Raw genomic sequence first — 16,867 nt, 5'->3', positions numbered from 1 at the left:
CGGACAGCACAAGCCGTGCGGATGAAGCTGCTGCGCCAACCACAACGTGCAGGCTTCGGCATCTAGGAGATCGTTAAGGGGAAAGTCAATCATTCCCTAAGCTTACCCCTGGCGATGCAAACTGACTACACATGAGCCAACTTAATTATCATTTCGCCCACATTCTTCTGCAAAGTCAGCACCTGTTCCTCTGACTTTGCGAAACTGATCCTACCTAGCTTAGCGGGCGGCTGTTGCCGTCCTTCAATTTGGCCGCGCCAGATAACAACCAGCTTGTACTTGTGATCTTTTAACCCCAACAAAGTGAATTGGCCTTTTTCATCAGTTTCCGCTTCATATCCGTCCGTACTACTCCAATCAGTCGAATGCACCAGCTTCACTTCTGCGCCGTGAACAGGACAAGCACCTTACCTTGAATGCTGAAGGTTTCATAATCAGGTTTCAGGTGGAAGTTGTACGGGCCGAGTTTTTGCCCAAGCCCAACAAGTATCTCTAATGCGTACTTAGCATCCTGAACACCGGGATAGAAAGTGCGTTGATAAGGCGTTGTCGGAGAAGCGCTGCTTAAACTTACACCCAAGAGATAGCGACCCGGCGGCAATGGGCCAATTTCATAATCGCCCTGATCATTGGTCACATCAGAACGTTTTTCTGAATAACTAATTTCACCTTCCTTAATCTCGTGGTCACGCCACTCTGCCAAGATTACTTGCACCTGCGCATCTTTGACCGGAAAACCTTGCTGGTCGAACACGCGCCCGCCAACTCGGCCATTTGAATAAAACCAATAATCAGCACTCCCACAACCACAATCTCGAACCTGTACTTCCTGGGTTGGCGTCCAATTTTCATGTGGTTTCAGATACCCTTCCGGTACCATGACCGTAACGTGATACTTCCCAAGCTTCAATCCGCGAACCTCATACTTACCTTCGTCGTCAGTTTTTACTTCGAGCGTTTTCTGTTCCCCTTTGATTGAGATAGTCACATCAGACAAAGGAGTGCGCAACGAAGTATCAACACGCTCCTTTTTTCCAATTGGCTTAGGCCCCACAAGCTTGGTGTCATTCGCCACAACCGACCCGTAGATTTTAGCGCCGCTTCCTTTGGGCGGCAGATTGCGCAAAAACTCCAAATCTGTCTCGATGTCATTGTATTGTGAGGGCGTCACTGAGCGCGTTCGATAGAGAGCATTCAGCTTGCCCTTATCGCCCGCGCCTGCATAGATCAAATAAGTTTCCCCTTCCCGAAAGGTAATCTCGTCACAACAGCCAACCCCAGAGAACATATTGATCTGTTTCTCTAAATCACCAGCAAATGATTCAAGGACGTCGAATGTAACCTCACCAGAGTATGAAATAGAGAGTTGATCCTGATATTTGTATTCGTGCTTTTTGCTGCCCTTCACAAAACGACCTATGAAAACCGCCGATGAATGACTGAAAACCTCACAGGGCGGACGCGGATCAGCACAACTACAAGCCAACGTATCAATCGCACAGGCGCAGAGCGAAACCACAAGCACGATGACGAAGCGAAAAACGGAGTTATGGTTGAGCATGGCTTACCTCCAAAAGTAGAAAGCGTCATCCTGTGAACGAATCACCAAACGACGCTTGCAAATAGATAACGGAAGAATCTGGGCCAGCAAGTTTAGCTGTGATGCTCCTGCAAACTCGTCACGCTCAGCTTCTCCTGCCGCAACGCCGCAATCGCGCTGACCGCCGCGTTCGCCCCCGTCAAGGTCGTAAACGTCACCACGCTGTATTGCATCGCCGCGCGCCGGATGGCGCGTTCGTCATAGAACGAAGCGCGGCCCAGCGGCGTGTTGACGATCAGGTCAATCTCGTCGCTCTTGATTAAATCCACCACGTTCGGACGGCCTTCGTTGACCTTGAAGACGCGCTCGGCTGGGACGCCCGCGCGCTCCAATTCGCGTTGCGTGCCGCGCGTCGCCACGATTCTGAAGCCGAGTTCGTGCAGCCGTTTCGCCACGCGCACAGCGTTCTTTTTGTCGCTGTCGTTGGTGCTGATGAAAGCCGTGCCTTCGAGCGGCAGGCGCGCGCCCGCGCCCAGTTGCGATTTGGCGAAGGCCGCGCCGAAGCCTTCGGCCATGCCCATGACTTCGCCGGTCGAGCGCATTTCAGGGCCGAGCAGCGGGTCAACGCCGGGAAATTTGACGAAGGGGAACACCGGGCCTTTGATAAAGAAGCCTTCCACCGCCAATTCGTCAGGCAAATTGAACTCGCTCAGCTTGCGCCCGGTCATCAAGCGCGCAGCGATTTTTGCCAGCGGCACGCCCGTCGCTTTCGAGACGAACGGCACCGTGCGCGAGGCGCGCGGATTGACTTCGAGCACATAGACGATGTCGTCCTTGATGGCGAATTGAATGTTCATCAGGCCGACGACATTCAAGGCTTTTGCCAGCGTGCGCGTGTACTTGCGCATTTTGTCCAGATGTTCGGGCTTAACCATATAGGGCGGCAGCACGCTGGATGAATCGCCGGAGTGAATGCCAGCTTCTTCGATGTGTTCTTGAATGCCGGCAATGACGCAGCGTTCGCCATCGGCCAGCGCGTCCACGTCCACTTCAAAAGCATCTTCCAAAAAGCGGTCAACCAGCACGGGCTTTTCGGGCGAAGCTTCGACGGCGGTCTTCATGTAATTTTCGAGGCTGGCGTCGTCATAGACGATCATCATCGCGCGTCCGCCCAGCACATAACTGGGCCGCACCAAGACCGGATAGCCAATCGAGGCCGCGACGCGTTTGGCCTCTTCGACAGTGACCGCCGTGCCGTTGACGGGTTGCGGAATGTTCAGTTCGACGAGCAGCTTGCCGAAGCGTTTGCGGTCTTCGGCCAGATCAATCGCGTCGGGCGAAGTGCCGATGATCGGCACGCCCGCGTGGTGCAAGCGCATCGCTAAATTCAAAGGCGTCTGCCCGCCGAATTGCACGATCACACCTTTCGGCTTTTCCAATTCGACGATGTGCATCACGTCTTCAAAGGTGAGCGGCTCGAAATACAAACGATCCGAAGTGTCGTAATCGGTCGAGACTGTCTCAGGGTTGCAATTGACCATGATCGTCTCGAAGCCGTCCTCTTTGAGCGCAAAGGCCGCGTGGCAACAGCAGTAATCGAACTCAATCCCTTGGCCAATGCGGTTGGGGCCGGAGCCTAGAATCATGATTTTTTGCTTGTCGGTGGGCGCGGCTTCGCATTCGCTTTCATAGGTCGAATACATATAGGGCGTGAATGACTCGAACTCTGCGCCGCAAGTGTCCACGCGTTTATAAACCGGCACGATGCCTTGCGCTTTGCGCCGCGCGCGCACTTCGTCTTCGGTCGCGCCCAACAGGTCGGCGATGCGCGCGTCGGCAAAGCCCATGCGTTTGGCGCGCCACAGTTGATCGTATTGCAACGAATTCAAGTCTTCGTCTTTGATCTCGACCTGCATCTCGACAATCTGTTGCAACTGATTCAAGAACCAGGGATCAATGCTGGTTAATTCCTGCAACTCCTCCAGCGTCCAGCCGCGCTCAAAGGCCGCGTGCAGGTAATGCAGCCGCTCAGAATTCGGGATGATCAGTTTGCGCCGCAGGGTCTCGTCGTCTACGTGGCCGACGTAAGGCGAGCCGCGCCGTTCGAGCGAGCGCACGCCTTTCAGAAACGCTTCTTTGAAGGTGCGGCCAATCGCCATCGCCTCGCCGACCGATTTCATCTGGGTGCCGAGTTGGTCTTCGACGCCGGGGAATTTCTCAAAGGCCCACTTGGGAATCTTGACCACGACGTAATCAATCGTCGGCTCGAATGAGGCAGGCGTTTTCTTGGTGATGTCGTTCTGAATCTCGTCCAGCGTGTAACCAATCGCCAGCTTGGCCGCGATTTTGGCAATCGGGAATCCTGTCGCCTTTGAGGCCAGCGCGGACGAGCGCGAGACGCGCGGGTTCATTTCGATCACGCGCAAGCTGCCGTCGTGCGGGCTGACGGCGAATTGAATGTTCGAGCCGCCGGTTTCGACGCCCACCTTGCGAATGATCTTGAGCGCGGCATCGCGCATCACCTGGTATTCGCGGTCGGTCAGCGTTTGCGCGGGCGCGACAGTGATCGAATCGCCCGTGTGCACGCCCATCGGATCGAAATTCTCGATCGAACAAATGATGACCACGTTGTCGGCCAGATCGCGCATCACTTCGAGTTCGTATTCCTTCCAGCCGATGATGGATTCTTCGACCAGAATCTCGCTGATCGGGCTGGCCGTCAGGCCGCGTTCGGCGATCTCTTCGAACTCTTCGTAGTTGTACGCGATACCGCCGCCCGTGCCGCCCAGTGTAAACGCGGGCCGCAGGATGATCGGGAAATCAATCTCTTCGGCAGCGGCTTGCGCCTCTTCCAGGTTGTGGCAGAAACGCGCCTTCGGCATCACCAAGCCGATCTCATCCATCGCCTGTTTGAAGAGCGAACGGTCTTCGGCGACCTTGATCGCGTCGAGTTTCGCGCCAATCAATTCGACGTTGTATTTGTCGAGCGCGCCGCTCTCAGCCAATTTGACCGTCAGGTTGAGCGCGGTCTGTCCGCCTACCGTCGGCAACAGCGCATCGGGCCGCTCGCGTTCGATGATCGCGGTGACAGATTCGACGGTCAGCGGTTCGATGTAGGTGCGGTCGGCCAATTCCGGATCGGTCATAATCGTGGCCGGATTGGAGTTGACCAGCACGACCTCAAAGCCTTCCTGCCGCAGCGCCTTGCACGCCTGGGTGCCGGAATAATCGAATTCGCAAGCCTGGCCGATGACGATGGGGCCAGAGCCGATGATGAGAATTTTGTGGATGTCGGTTCGTTTGGGCATTTAATCGGTTGTCGGTTGTCGGTTGTCGGTTGTCGGTGATTTGCGTTGGGCGAGTTGTTCGACAAAGGCGGCGTGCGCCGGTGAAGCGAGACCGTTTTGCAATTCGGCCAGCACCGCCGCTAAATCGCCTTTCAGTAAAGCGGGCACGGCCAGGCGCAAGCCGGGAAAAACGCGGCTTGCGATCACACCATCGGCACCCGGTTCGACACGCACGTAAGTGTTATTTTCCAGCCGGAACCAATCCAGCCCGCGATTGCGCGTGCGCCAGACGATGTACTCTCGTGCGCCAAATAGTCCATAAATGTCTTTCTTGTCGTGCAAATCATAAGAAGCACTGCTGGACGCAACTTCCACCACGAGTTCTGGCGCGCCCTGCAAATAATCATCATCGTCTTCCAGCGACTGTCCACCAAGCTCGGTCAGGATTCGCAATATCGCATCAGGCTGTGGTGTGTTGTCATCGTCCAAACGCACGGAACCGTTATCGCCGAAGTCCGTACCGGGCGTAGCCGCGGCATAAACACCAAGCCAGGTAATTAGCCAACCGTGCGGACGGCTATGACGCTTATGTTTAACAGGTGAACCCACGTATACCCTCCCTTTAATCAGTTCGGCTTTTTTCAATTGCGGCATGGCATCGTAACGCCGCTCGAATTCCAGCTGTGTCAAACGGTCGCCATTCTCCAATTCCAACACACTGGCTTCGCTTGGTTCACTATCGGCGTCGGCCACGCCAGCTTCAACAACCGGGTTGAAGGGAGGCGGAGGAGGTTGCAGCGGCGAGCTACTCACTTGTGGTTTGGACATGGCAAAAACTCCTTACTGCTAAAAACTGATGTTAAAACCAGTCAGCAACGAAAAATCGCTCTGCTTTACATTCACCGCCGCTGGGCGATTGTCATAACGGTTCAGCCCCGCGACGCGAAAACCCAGGTATTTGGTGATCGGCATCGTCAGCGAAACATCCGTTTGCATGCGGTAATTGTCGGGGTCGAGCAGGTCAGAAAAGAACGAGACTTGCTGGCTCAGTTGCGCTTTGCCGTTGAGCTTCATTTCAGCCTTGGCGCGCAACAGGCTGGTGGCGACGGTGCGTTGCTGGCCATTGCTATAGACTTCGCGGGTAACGCCAGTGCCAAAATCCAGATTCAACGCCTGTCCATCGCGTTTGAGCGCCGGGTAAGTTACACCCAGGTTTTCGCTGAAGCGGTAATCCAGTCGTTTGATGCGATCAATCTCAAAGATCGTCTCGCTGAACGCGGGCAGTTCGCCCACGTTGTCTTCATAGCGGAAGGTGCTGCTCAACAAATGCGCCACCTGTGCGCCGTTGCGCACGCTGTACCGGCCCAGCGCGTTGAACGCCGTGCGTTGCGGGCCGTGTTTGCGCGCCAGGCCGAGCGCGGCGTTCAAGTCATTCACATTGGCATTGCCGCGCGAAAACGTATACGCCAGATTGATCGAACGCTGCCACGTCTCGCTCTTGGTGGCTTTGGCGGGCGCGGTGACGGGCTTTTTCACCTCCGTTTTATTCGCGCTGACGACCTGGTTTACGGGTTGCGTTGGCACCGCCAATTTGCCGGGCCAGGCTGCCGCCATTTGTTGGCGGAGTTTTGCGTCATCCGTCTGCCAGCTTTTGATTTCGGCGGCGCGCACGTTGATGCGCCCGGCATACGGGGTTTCCAGTTCCACCTGTTCGGCGGTCACGCTGACCACGCGGCCCGACAGCCGGTCGCCCGTGTTGGTGGTTAGCACGACTTGCGCGACGCCATCGGCCAAGACCGGCCACACCGGCCAGCACAACACCAGCCAGAGCAACCAGACACGCCCGGCGCTGGTTCGCCGCGTCTTGTGATTACACGTTGGGTGATTCAACTTCATAAAAACCGAGCCTCAAACGGTTATCAGAAAGAGTTTTGTTTGGGAGGATCGAACGTGTGGGTTTCGCGCCACTTTTCCAAGCCGCAAAAGTAACATACAGGGTGGAGTGTGCAAAACCGACCGGCAATGCGCGCGTTCAATCGCCACCATCAATCACCATCATCAACAGGGCCAATGCCAGCCGCTTCAATTGCGCTGAGGTTTGCCGTAAAGTGTGCGCCTATTCAAAAGAGCTTCGCCGCAGATGGACGCGGAGAAACGCCGATCAAGGCCGCCTGGGAAAGGGCTGCCTGGAAAAGAGGATTGATCCGCGTCTGTCGGCGTTCATCTGCGGCAGAATCCAGCTCGTTGCTCCACCACCAAATGGGAAACTTCATGAATGCACGTTTCACCTTCTTTCTATGCTGTCTGCTGACGGCAGCTACCATCAGAATCACCATGAATTCCGAAGCAAATGCGCCTGCACCACCCGCCAGCGGTGTCGCCCGCGAATTGGCGCGTGCCCGCGCGGCCACGATTTCCGATTTGCACTACAAGCTCCGCTTTGAAATCGCCTCTGGCGTCGCCGCGATCAAAGGCCACGCCGACATCCGCTTTCGCTGGCAGCCTTCGCCTGCGCCGGTCATCCTTGATTTCCGCGACCTCGACGCCAACAGCCAGCCCCGCGAAGGCAAAGTCAGCGCCGTCAAAATCAATGGCCGCGCCATCAACAACGCACAACAGGTCAACGGCCATGTTGTGCTGCCCGCCGCGCATTTCAAAGCGGGCGAGAACCACATCGCGCTGCAATTTGAAACGGCGTCGGCAGCCGCCGGACGCCCGCTGATTCGTTACCAAGACCGCGATGACGGCAGCGAATACCTTTACACGCTATTTATGCCGATGGATGCGAGTCTGGCCTTTCCCTGTTTCGATCAGCCCGATTTGAAAGGACGCTTTACGTTGGAGATCAAAGCGCCGGAAGCGTGGAAAGTGGCTGCCAACGCGAACATCGCGCGCGTGGCAAAGCCGACTGGCGAGCCGCCGCTCTTCACCACCAGTACCTTTCAAGAGACACGCCCGATCAGCACTTACCTATTCGCCTTTGCCACCGGCCCGTTCGTGCAGATCAAAGACGAACAGGCCACCGCCTTGCCGCAGTCTTATTACGTGCGCCAGTCGCAATTGAAACGCGCGCAGGCCGAATTGCCCGCCGTGATGGAACTGACGCGCGCCGGGATGCGGCACTACATCAACTTCTTCGGCCATGAATTCCCGTTCACGAAATACGATCAAGTCTTGCTGCCCGGCTTCGCTTACGGCGGGATGGAGCACGCAGGCGCGACCTTTCTGCGCGAAGACGCCGTGCTGTTCCGCACCGTGCCGACCAAGGGCGATCAACTCAATCGCGCCTCGCTGGTCTTGCACGAACTGGCGCACCAGTGGTTTGGCGATCTGGTGACGATGCGCTGGTTCGATGATCTGTGGTTGAAAGAGGGCTTTGCCAATTACATGGCCGGGCACGCGCTGGCGGCCATTCAACCGCTCGGCTTCGATGAGCGCGAAATGTGGAAGCGGTTTTATCAACGGCACAAACCGGACGCTTACGGCATTGATTCCACCAAAGGTACGACGCCGATCTATCAAGAAGTGCCCAACCTGAAAGACGCCAAATCGGCGTATGGCGCAATCGTCTATGAAAAAGCGCCCAGCCTGTTGCGCGCGCTTTCCTTTTTGATCGGCGCGGAAAATTTCAAAGCCGGCGTGCAGTTGTTTTTGCGCGAACACGCATACGGCAACGCTGAATGGAGCGACCTGATTCACGCTTTCGAGCGCTCATCAAAGCAACCGCTCACCGCCTGGGCCAACGCTTGGGTCAAGCAGCGCGGCATGCCGCAAGTCGAAACCGTGTGGAGTTGCGACGCGCAAGGCAAAATTGATCGCTTTGAATTGCGCCAACGCGATGTGCTGGGCGAAGGCCACCGCTGGCCCATCAAAACGCAATTGCTGCTGGGTTACGCTGACGGCACGACCGAGCGCCTGCCCGCCCAATTCGACACCGCCAGCGCGCCCGTCAAAGCCGCCCTCGGCAAGCCTTGCCCGGCGTTTGTATTCGGCAACGACGAAGATTACGGCTACGGCCGCTTCCTGCTCGACGCGCGCAGCCGTGCCGCCGTCAGTGAACGCGTTGCCACCACAAAAGACGCCTTCCTGCGCACGCTGCTCTGGGGCGCGCTCTGGGAAGCCGTGCGTGAAGCTGAAATGCCGCCGGGTGAATATCTGCAACTCGCGCTGAACGCGTTGCCGCAGGAACAGGACGAAGACTTGACTGCAACGCTGCTCAATCACGCGACCACAGCGTATCAATCCTATCTGTCTGAGCGGGCGCGCACAGCCCTGGCGCTGCAATTCGAAGCCTTGTGCGCTGACCGTATGCAAAACGCCGCAGACTTGGGCCTGCGCATCACCTGGTTCCGCGCCTTCCGTGCGATTGCCGCGACGCCCGCCGCGCGCCTGCAATTGAAAGACCTGCTCGCGGGCAAACTCACGCTGCCCGGCATCGAGATCAAACCGCTGGATCGCTGGCGGCTGCTCACAGCGTTATTGGCTCGGCAAGACGAAGACGCCGAAGCGCTGCTGACCGCCGAAAAACAGCGCGATGCCGGTGACGAGGGCCGCAAGCAAGCTTATTTGGCCGAAGCTGCCCGCGCTGATGCCGCCACCAAGCAACGCTATTTTCACGATTACCTGCAAAACCCCGCCGTGCCCGAAGACTGGATCGAGGGCAGCCTGGGTTCATTCAACGTCTGGAATCAAAGCGCGCTGACGTTGCCGTTTTTGCAACCGGCGCTGGCCGCACTGCCGCAGGTCAAACGCACGCGCAAAATTTTCTTTGGCCTGGCCTGGCTCAATGCTTTTATCGGCGGGCAGCAATCGCCGGAAGCGCTGGCGCAGGTGCAGACCTTTTTGCGCGCGGCCAAGCTTGACCGCGATTTGGAATTGAAGGTTTTGGAAGTGGTGGATGAGTTGGAACGGACGGTGCGGATTCGTCAGAAGTATCAGTAGTTGGAACACCGTATCCGGCGCTTGCGGGTCAGCGCAGCCTGAAGCAGCGATCAGGTTGTGCTGTCACTCGTGCGCTGACTCAACCAAACAATCAACTCAGCCCGCGTGGTGAAATCGAGCAAAGCTTCACCCAACTGTTCGAGTCGCTCAATCGGCAGGGCGCTAATCTGCGCGCGCGTTTCCGCGTCCAAAATGCCTAACCGATGCTGTAGTTGCCGCACCGTGAGCGAACTCAAGGTTTGCCGTACTTGCTCGATTCCTTGCTCAATTCCTTGCTCAATCCCTTGTTTAACCCAGGTTTCCGCTAAAGTTTGCATCAGACCTCCTTCTTCTTGTGGCAGCGACGCTGTCAAAGCGTCCTGCAAATCGGCCAGCGTGATTTTCCCTGCGGCTGAAACGTAACGCAAGACCGTGCGCAGGTATTCCAGCGCCGTCTGCTCCTGCGACTGCACCAGGAGCGTCAAAATCTCCGGCAGCTTCGCGCCCAACTGCTCGCTAAAAATATGTTTGAGCAGCAGCAGCCAGACGCGCAAGCGCACTTGCCCTTTGATTTCGTCTGCGCCGTAAGCCGACAGATCGCACAGATGATACTCGAACTCCGGCGCATACCGCCGCAACTCCGGCAGATCGTGTCCGGCCAGCAAAGCTGAAAAGTTGCGCGCGACCCGCCACGGCTCCGGCCCGTGATAAAAGACCAGCGGAAAGATCAGCGGCAATTGCGCCGCGCCGTTGCGCTGCTCGGCCTCCCAAATCCGCACCAAGTAGCGCAACAACTGAAAGGCCACCCAGCCATCCGGCGTGCTCTTGTGCTCGAACAACACGTAGACGCAAGCCGCGCCGCCGCGCTTCAGCCTGACGCGATAAAGCAAGTCCGAGAAATGCTGCCGTAGTTCCGCGTCAATGAACGAGTCTTTGCTCAATTCCGGCGCGTCCAGGTCGAGCACCGCGACGACTTCCGGTGGCAGGTAGTTGCTGAGAAAGTCCGCCGCCGCTTCGGGCCGCGCCAGCAGGTCTCTGAAAAAGCGGGCGGGCGGATTGGTTAGCTCGGACATTGGTTTCGGTTACGGGTGACGCTTCAACTTGAAGCCTCCCGCAAAAATTTCAGGCGCTTCGCGCATAAGGTGAAAGAGTAAGAGGGTAAGAGGGCAGAGGGTTACTGAGTCCTCGCAGAGACAACGACACGAAAACCGAAATCGCTGAGGTCGATGGCGGGCCGATTGTTGCTGCGGGAAGCAGAACGGCAATTGTCTGCATTGTAGTTCCACGAGCCGCCCCGCAGCACCCGGCTCTGCCCCGACGACGGCCCCTTCGGATTATCGAATTGCTTCGCGTCATACGTGCCATACCAATCCTGACACCACTCCCACACGTTGCCATGCATATCGAACAAACCCCACGCATTCGCCACACCCATGCTGCCTACTGGCACGGTCTTCTCGCGGTAACTACCCTTCGGCGCGTTGCCATAGGGATAGTTGCCGTTGTAGTTGACAATTTCCGGTGTAATCGTTGCACCAAACGCAAACGGCGTTTGCGCCCCGGCGCGCGCCGTATACTCCCACTCGGCTTCAGTGGGCAGCCGGTACTCGCGCCCGGTTTTCGCGGATAGCTTCTTGCAAAATTTGACAGCCTCCTCCCACGACACACTCTCTACTGGCAAATCATCGCCACTAAACCCGACCTTCGGCAGGCTGCTCATCACGGCCTTCCATTGCGCCTGCGTCACTTCATAGCGCCCAACATAAAGCGCATTGATGCGCACGCCGCGCCGCACCACTTCATCACTGTTATGATTCGCTTCCGTGCTGGGAGAACCCATGTCGAACGTCCCGCCAAGCAGTTCAACCATTTCCAGCTTCACACCATTGCCCAACTCCTCGACAAAGCCCTGCGCTGGTTGCCCCGCGAACTTCCGCACCATGCCGCCCGCATCCACCTCCGCCGTCGTGAATGGCATGGCCACCAACCGCACGGACGGCCCACCCACTTTGGCGTCGGCAAGCGCGGGCGCCGGTGTCGGCGTAGGTTTCGGCGGCGGCGTGGCAGTTGGATTTGGATTGGTCACCGGCGCGCTGTTCGTGTTCGCCACTGCTTCCAACCGCCGCAGCTTCACCCGCGCCGCACTCGCATAAACGCCAGTCGGATGCTGCTTCAGGTAATCGCGGAAATCCTGCGCATCGCTGCTGTCTTCGATGGCGCGCCAATACGCCTGCTCGCCGCTATAAACCGGCAACGGATTGACTGGCGGCTCCGGCAGGGGCGCAGCAAAATAGAAATCGCCGCGCAGTGATGACGCTTCCCACGGCGTCTGTTTGCGCTGGGTCAGGTCTTCGACGCCGCGCCGCACACGTTTGAAAAAGTCTTCGATCTTCAGCCCCGGCGTGCGGATGTGTTGCAACAGATTGGTCGTATACGGGCTGTTGGGCCGCCCCTTGCCATCCGCCGCCGTATTGCCGGGCGCGGTGGCATAGGCGATCAACGTCCCCGACGGCGCGGTCACCAGGGCCAGCCCGCGCTGCCCCTGCGAACGACGCAACGACCGGAACGGATTGTCGCGGCAAGCGTCCAGGATCATCAGATTGACGCCCGTGCCAGCCTCTTCCATCTGCGCCAGCACGTCGTCGGCAGAAACAGCTTCGAGGCGCACGTCGGCCTCGCGTTCAATCTGGTGGCCGATGGGGATCAGGTAATTCACGCCGTTCACTTGCACGCCGTGCCCCGCGAAAAAGAACAACGCGACACTGCTGCCGCGCAAACGTTCACCAAAGGTGCGGATCAAGCGCCGCATCCCGGTCAGGTCTTTGTCCACGTCGGTGATGACCTCGAAACCGAGTTCGCGCAAAGCCGCCGCCACGCCACGCGCGTCGTTGGCGGGGTTTTCGAGCGAGTTATCGGCATACGCGCCATTGCCAAGCACCAGCGCCACGCGCCGCTCGGCGGGCGGTTTCACACCTTGCCCCCGATCATTGCCTGCTTGTTGCCCTGCTGGTTGACCCGCTGGTTGAGTTGCCGCGCGGGGTACCAGCCACGCCAAGGCCAGCGCCGCCACGATTATCGTGATGAGGGATTTGAATTTCACGCTTTGACTCCTTTATCGGCTTGCGAGACGTGCGCGGAATGGCCCGCACGGCCGGGAGTATAGCATTTCGTGAATGAGGACTGACGAATCCGTTCTTTAGACTTAGATCGGTTTGCATCGGGAGGCGCAGGCCACCTGGGTACGCACCGCTTCCAGCGTGCAGGCGTCAAATCAGAACTACTGGCCAACCCCGTCCGCTGCCAAGTCTGCACGCTGGAAGCGGTGCGTACCCAGGTGGCACTGCCTCTTCAACTGATTGAAGGCTTGGGTTCTAATTCTCCACACGCTTCAGCTAATTACCGCCAGCGGGCAAGCTGCTCGCGCACAGCGTCAACCAAATTGCTTTCCACTTGCTGCAATAACGCCAGCGCCGTTTGCGCTTGGGCCACGGCTTGGGCGCGTTCACCAGCCTTTTCATGTGCCAGCGCGAAGTGGAAGTGCGCCTGCCCCTGTCCGGCCAGATCGCCGATTTCGCGGGTAATTGCGAGTGCTAGTTCAAATGTGGCTTGCGCTTCATCTGGCATACCCATTGCCGCGTGCGCCAGGCCCTGACCGCCGAGCGCTTGAGCGGCGGCACGCGGGTCGTTAGCGAGACGGGCGGCTTCGAGGGCTTGCGTGTGTTGGTCGAACGCGCGGGCAAATTCACCGGCTTCGTAGCTGAGCGCGCCCAGGCCGTTCAGGGCGCGCGCCGTGCCGCTGTGGTCGGTGAATTCCTGCGCGATGGTCAGGGCGCGGTCAAAATGCGGGCGGGCGTTTTCGTATTCGCCCAAGCGCAAACAGGCTTGGCCCATTGCCAACAGATGGCGGCCTTCGGCTTTGTGGCGACCCAGGCGGGCGGCGGCGGCGAGCGCGGTTTCGCACCAGCGCAGCCGTTCGCGTGGCGGTTGGCGCAGTTCCAATACATAACGCCCGGCGTCGGGATAGGAGGCGCACAATTCGGCGGCAGCTTGATTGGCGGCAGCGTGGGCGGCGGCCCACGCCTGACCTGCCTGGATGTTGTGCCAGTCGCGGGTGACTAGGCCGAGGCCGCGTTGCAGGGCGTCGCCGCCTTGTTCGTAAAGGGCGTCGGCTTCGTGCAGGACGCTTTGATAATACTCGGCGTGGCTTTGCTGGGCGGCCTGGCGGTCGGGTTCGGAAAGCAGCTTGGCGGCGAAGGCGTGTTTGAGATCGTGCAGGCGGTAACGGCCCGTGGCGAGTTGGCCTTCGACCAATTCAAATTCCATCAAGCGGTGCAAGGCTTTGAGCGCGCGTTCGGGGTGTAGCGTCCAGAGCGCCGCCGCGCCCGTGACGTCAAAGGTGTCGGGGAAAACGGCCAACATGCGCCAGAGCTTTTGCAAGCCGTGGCTGAGCATTTCGTAACTCAACGTCAGGGCCGTTTCGAGGGGCGTCGCGTCAGGCAAGCGCGTCACGAGTTGCGCGAACTTGGCGGCGAAATTGGCTGCGGTGAGTTCAGGATGCTGGGCCAGCGCGCTGGCCACCAGGCGCAAGGCCAGGGGCAGCCCGCCGCAAGGTTCCGCGAGAGCGGCGGCGGCTTCGGCGCAACGCGGAACGAGGCGGCTTAACAGTTCGGTGGCCTCGTTGGCGCTGAGCGGTTCGAGCTTGAGCGCGAAGGCGTCGGGCAAGGTCAGCGGCTGGCGCGCGGTCACGATGACCAGACAATCTTCGGGCGGCAGCAGCGGTTGTAGTTGTTGCAAATCAGCGACGTTATCGAGCACGAGCAAGGCGCGTTTGCCCGCGAAGGCGGCTTGATATGCCGCCGGCAAATCAGCGGGCAGGTGGTGTGGTTGCGCGCGCAGCAATTGCGTTTGCGCCTCGGTGGTCGTGAGCGGATGCGCGCTGGTGCCTCTGAGGTCGAGATAAAACTGTGCGTCGGGATAGTGCGGTGTCAGTTGCTGTGCCAGCGCCAGGGCCAGCGCGGTTTTGCCAATGCCACCAGGGCCGTGCAGCAGCAGTTGCGCGTGACGGATGAGCGCGCTATCCAACGCGACCAGCGCGGCGGCGCGCCCGGTGAAGGCTTCAGGCCGTGGCGGAAGCTGGTGGTAGGTGGTGGAAAGGCTCTCGGTTTGGGCCATGGTGGCGGCTTTGGCAATGTCCGAAGGGGTGATCGTGTCGGCTTCCTGCCGGGGGTCGAGCGGCCTCAGCGCGCCGGAATTCGGCAAGGCCACGACTTGGGATTCAGGTTCTTCGGCAAAGGCCACCGTGACGCGGTCGCGGGTTTTGGGCAGCGGCGCGGCGGGCGGCGGCAACGCAGGTGCGGGGCCGGGCAGCTCGCGGGCCTTTTCTGTCGCGGGCGGCGGCGTAGCGGCGGCCACAGGCACGGCTTCCTGGCGTTCGACCGGTTCGAGTTGTTCGGGAAAGAGCCGGACTTTTGAGCGCGGGATGGCGGGCACGGGGTGTTGTGGCGGCGCGGGCGGCTGTGCCCGCGTCAGCGGCGCGTCATTGCCAATGCGGAAATCGTCGCTCCATTCTTCGGCTTCATCCACCAGCCGGCGCGCTTTTTTCCCGCGAAAAATGCGATCCCAGCGCAGATTGATCAACAACAACGCCAGCGCCGCAATCAAGACCCAGACCAGCCAAGGCAATAAGCCTTCGAGCGGTTGAATCATTTCATTGCCCGCGCCCGCCAGGCCCATCAGTGGCAACAGCCAGCGCAGCAGCACCAGCGCCAGCGCTCCAAAAGCAAGCAAGGTAAAACTGATGGTCAGCCCTTTCTTCATCGGTAAATTTTCTGGCCTAACAGGAGCGGCCGCCGCTGGCTCTTTGCCACAGAGGCACAGCGACACAGAGTATTCTTTTGAAACTCTCTGTGGCTCTGTGCCTCCGTGGCAATCCTATTTTTGCCGTGCGCCCGTTACATCACGCCTTCCAGCGTTTCTTTCTTCAGCAAATCCACCACGGCTTGCAGGTCGCCGCCCGATTCGCGGTACACGCGCAACTGGCGGTCGGCGCTCGTGCCGTTGTCGAGAATCGTGTAGATGTAATTGATCTCGTCGCGGCTGCCCAGGTCATCCACCACGTCATCTACAAATTCGAGCAACTCTTTAATCAACGCGCGCGTGGGCACTTCTGCACGCTTACCGAAATCAATCATCTTGCCGTCCAGGCCGTAACGGGCCGCGCGCCATTTGTTCTCTTCGATCAAAGCGCGGCGATAGAGCCGGAAGCTCAAATTTTGCCGATGGAGTTTGTAAAGCTTGGCGACGATGGCCTGAATGAGCGCGGCGATGGCGATGGTTTCGTCCACCTTGGTCGGGATGTCGCAGATGCGGAACTCAAGCGTCGGGAAAAACGGATGCGGGCGCACGTCCCACCAAATCTTTTTGCCGTTATCAATGCAGCCCGTCTTGATCAGCAGGTTGACGAAGTTGTCGAATTCGCCCACCGAACTGAAGTATTCGGGAATGCCCGTGCGTGGGAATTGTTTGAAAACTTCGTAACGGTAACTTTTCATCCCCGTGTTGCGCTTGATCCAGAACGGCGAACTGGTCGAGAGCGCGTAAACGTGTGGCAGCATATAGCGCGCGGCGTTCATCACGGCGATAGCGGCTTCGCGATCCTGCATGCCGACGTGGACGTGCATACCGAAGATGAGCAGCGCGCGCGCCGATTGCTGCAACTCTTCGATCATTTGCGAATAGCGTTCGTGTTCGGTGATCTCCTGGTCTTGCCAGTGCGAAATCGGATGGGTCGAGGCGGCGGCAAACGCCAGACCCTGGCGTTGCGCGAGTTCGCCGATGGTGCGGCGCAAGCGAGTCACATCGGCACGCGCTTCTTTGATGTTGGCGCAGATGCCGGTGCCGACTTCGATCATGGACTGGTGCATTTCAGGTTTGACCTGTTCGCCCAGGATCATCTGACCCTCTTCGAGCATCTCGTTGACGCGCGAACGCAACTCGCGCGTGTTGGGGTCAATGATCTGAAATTCCTCTTCAATTCCGAGTGTGAAGGCGTTGTCGAACGGCATCGGCGCAGTCCCCCTTTTCGAGCTTGGTTGAAATTTGAATTGCCTACGAATTGACA

General features: G+C 58.6%; 10 protein-coding genes. 1 reads left to right on the top strand and 9 read right to left on the bottom strand.

Features of this window, described 5'->3' with window-relative positions; translation table 11 throughout:
- Positions 1 to 376 precede the first annotated feature (376 nt).
- The 5 genes from HY011_12795 to HY011_12775 form a co-directional block, all read right to left on the bottom strand.
- Positions 377 to 1,561, bottom strand: a complete 1,185-nt coding sequence (locus HY011_12795; GenBank protein MBI3423808.1) for a hypothetical protein — start codon at positions 1,559 to 1,561, stop codon at positions 377 to 379.
- Between the two features lie 92 nt (positions 1,562 to 1,653).
- Positions 1,654 to 4,848, bottom strand: coding sequence for a carbamoyl-phosphate synthase large subunit (carB, locus tag HY011_12790; GenBank protein MBI3423807.1), 3,195 nt, complete (start codon positions 4,846 to 4,848; stop codon positions 1,654 to 1,656).
- A complete protein-coding gene (locus HY011_12785) occupies positions 4,849 to 5,655 on the bottom strand; it encodes a Uma2 family endonuclease (protein MBI3423806.1) in 807 nt (268 codons plus the stop codon).
- A gap of 18 nt (positions 5,656 to 5,673) precedes the next feature.
- Positions 5,674 to 6,723, bottom strand: a complete 1,050-nt coding sequence (locus tag HY011_12780; protein ID MBI3423805.1) for a DUF481 domain-containing protein — start codon at positions 6,721 to 6,723, stop codon at positions 5,674 to 5,676.
- 224 nt (positions 6,724 to 6,947) lie between these two features.
- Positions 6,948 to 7,163 (bottom strand): hypothetical protein, encoded by a 216-nt coding sequence (locus HY011_12775; protein ID MBI3423804.1) that lies wholly within the window; start codon positions 7,161 to 7,163, stop codon positions 6,948 to 6,950.
- Between HY011_12775 and HY011_12770 the strand changes: the two genes are divergently transcribed.
- Positions 7,099 to 9,768 (top strand): ERAP1-like C-terminal domain-containing protein, encoded by a 2,670-nt coding sequence (locus HY011_12770; protein MBI3423803.1) that lies wholly within the window; start codon positions 7,099 to 7,101, stop codon positions 9,766 to 9,768. The genes HY011_12775 and HY011_12770 overlap by 65 nt on opposite strands.
- A gap of 50 nt (positions 9,769 to 9,818) precedes the next feature.
- Here HY011_12770 and HY011_12765 read toward each other — a convergent pair whose 3' ends face one another.
- The 4 genes from HY011_12765 to HY011_12750 all read right to left on the bottom strand — a co-directional run bounded on the left by HY011_12765 (position 9,819) and on the right by HY011_12750 (position 16,811).
- Positions 9,819 to 10,820, bottom strand: coding sequence for an Rpn family recombination-promoting nuclease/putative transposase (locus HY011_12765; GenBank protein ID MBI3423802.1), 1,002 nt, complete (start codon positions 10,818 to 10,820; stop codon positions 9,819 to 9,821).
- A 101-nt stretch (positions 10,821 to 10,921) separates the two neighbouring features.
- Positions 10,922 to 12,847, bottom strand: a complete 1,926-nt coding sequence (locus tag HY011_12760; GenBank protein ID MBI3423801.1) for an SUMF1/EgtB/PvdO family nonheme iron enzyme — start codon at positions 12,845 to 12,847, stop codon at positions 10,922 to 10,924.
- Between the two features lie 296 nt (positions 12,848 to 13,143).
- Positions 13,144 to 15,564, bottom strand: a complete 2,421-nt coding sequence (locus HY011_12755; protein ID MBI3423800.1) for a tetratricopeptide repeat protein — start codon at positions 15,562 to 15,564, stop codon at positions 13,144 to 13,146.
- Positions 15,565 to 15,698: 134 nt separating this feature from the next.
- On the bottom strand, positions 15,699 to 16,811 hold the full coding sequence (locus HY011_12750) for a carboxylate-amine ligase (protein ID MBI3423799.1): 1,113 nt from the start codon (positions 16,809 to 16,811) through the stop codon (positions 15,699 to 15,701).
- Between the last annotated feature and the right edge of the window lie 56 nt (positions 16,812 to 16,867).

This window comes from Acidobacteriota bacterium (genome assembly GCA_016196035.1).
GTDB lineage: Bacteria > Acidobacteriota > Blastocatellia > RBC074 > RBC074 > JACPYM01.
The sequence above is the reverse complement of the archived record's forward strand: the minus strand, read 5'-3'. Positions and strand labels throughout refer to the sequence as shown.

Excerpts from the sequence above, each read along its gene's own strand:
- HY011_12780 (MBI3423805.1), bottom strand. The coding sequence starts at position 6,723 with ATGAAGTTGAATCACCCAACGTGTAATCACAAGACGCGGCGAACCAGC.
- HY011_12765 (MBI3423802.1), bottom strand. The coding sequence starts at position 10,820 with ATGTCCGAGCTAACCAATCCGCCCGCCCGCTTTTTCAGAGACCTGCTG.
- HY011_12785 (MBI3423806.1), bottom strand. The coding sequence starts at position 5,655 with ATGTCCAAACCACAAGTGAGTAGCTCGCCGCTGCAACCTCCTCCGCCT.
- carB (MBI3423807.1), bottom strand. The coding sequence starts at position 4,848 with ATGCCCAAACGAACCGACATCCACAAAATTCTCATCATCGGCTCTGGC.
- HY011_12795 (MBI3423808.1), bottom strand. The coding sequence starts at position 1,561 with ATGCTCAACCATAACTCCGTTTTTCGCTTCGTCATCGTGCTTGTGGTT.
- HY011_12770 (MBI3423803.1), top strand. The coding sequence starts at position 7,099 with ATGAATGCACGTTTCACCTTCTTTCTATGCTGTCTGCTGACGGCAGCT.
- HY011_12775 (MBI3423804.1), bottom strand. The coding sequence starts at position 7,163 with ATGGTGATTCTGATGGTAGCTGCCGTCAGCAGACAGCATAGAAAGAAG.
- HY011_12750 (MBI3423799.1), bottom strand. The coding sequence starts at position 16,811 with ATGCCGTTCGACAACGCCTTCACACTCGGAATTGAAGAGGAATTTCAG.
- HY011_12755 (MBI3423800.1), bottom strand. The coding sequence starts at position 15,564 with ATGAAGAAAGGGCTGACCATCAGTTTTACCTTGCTTGCTTTTGGAGCG.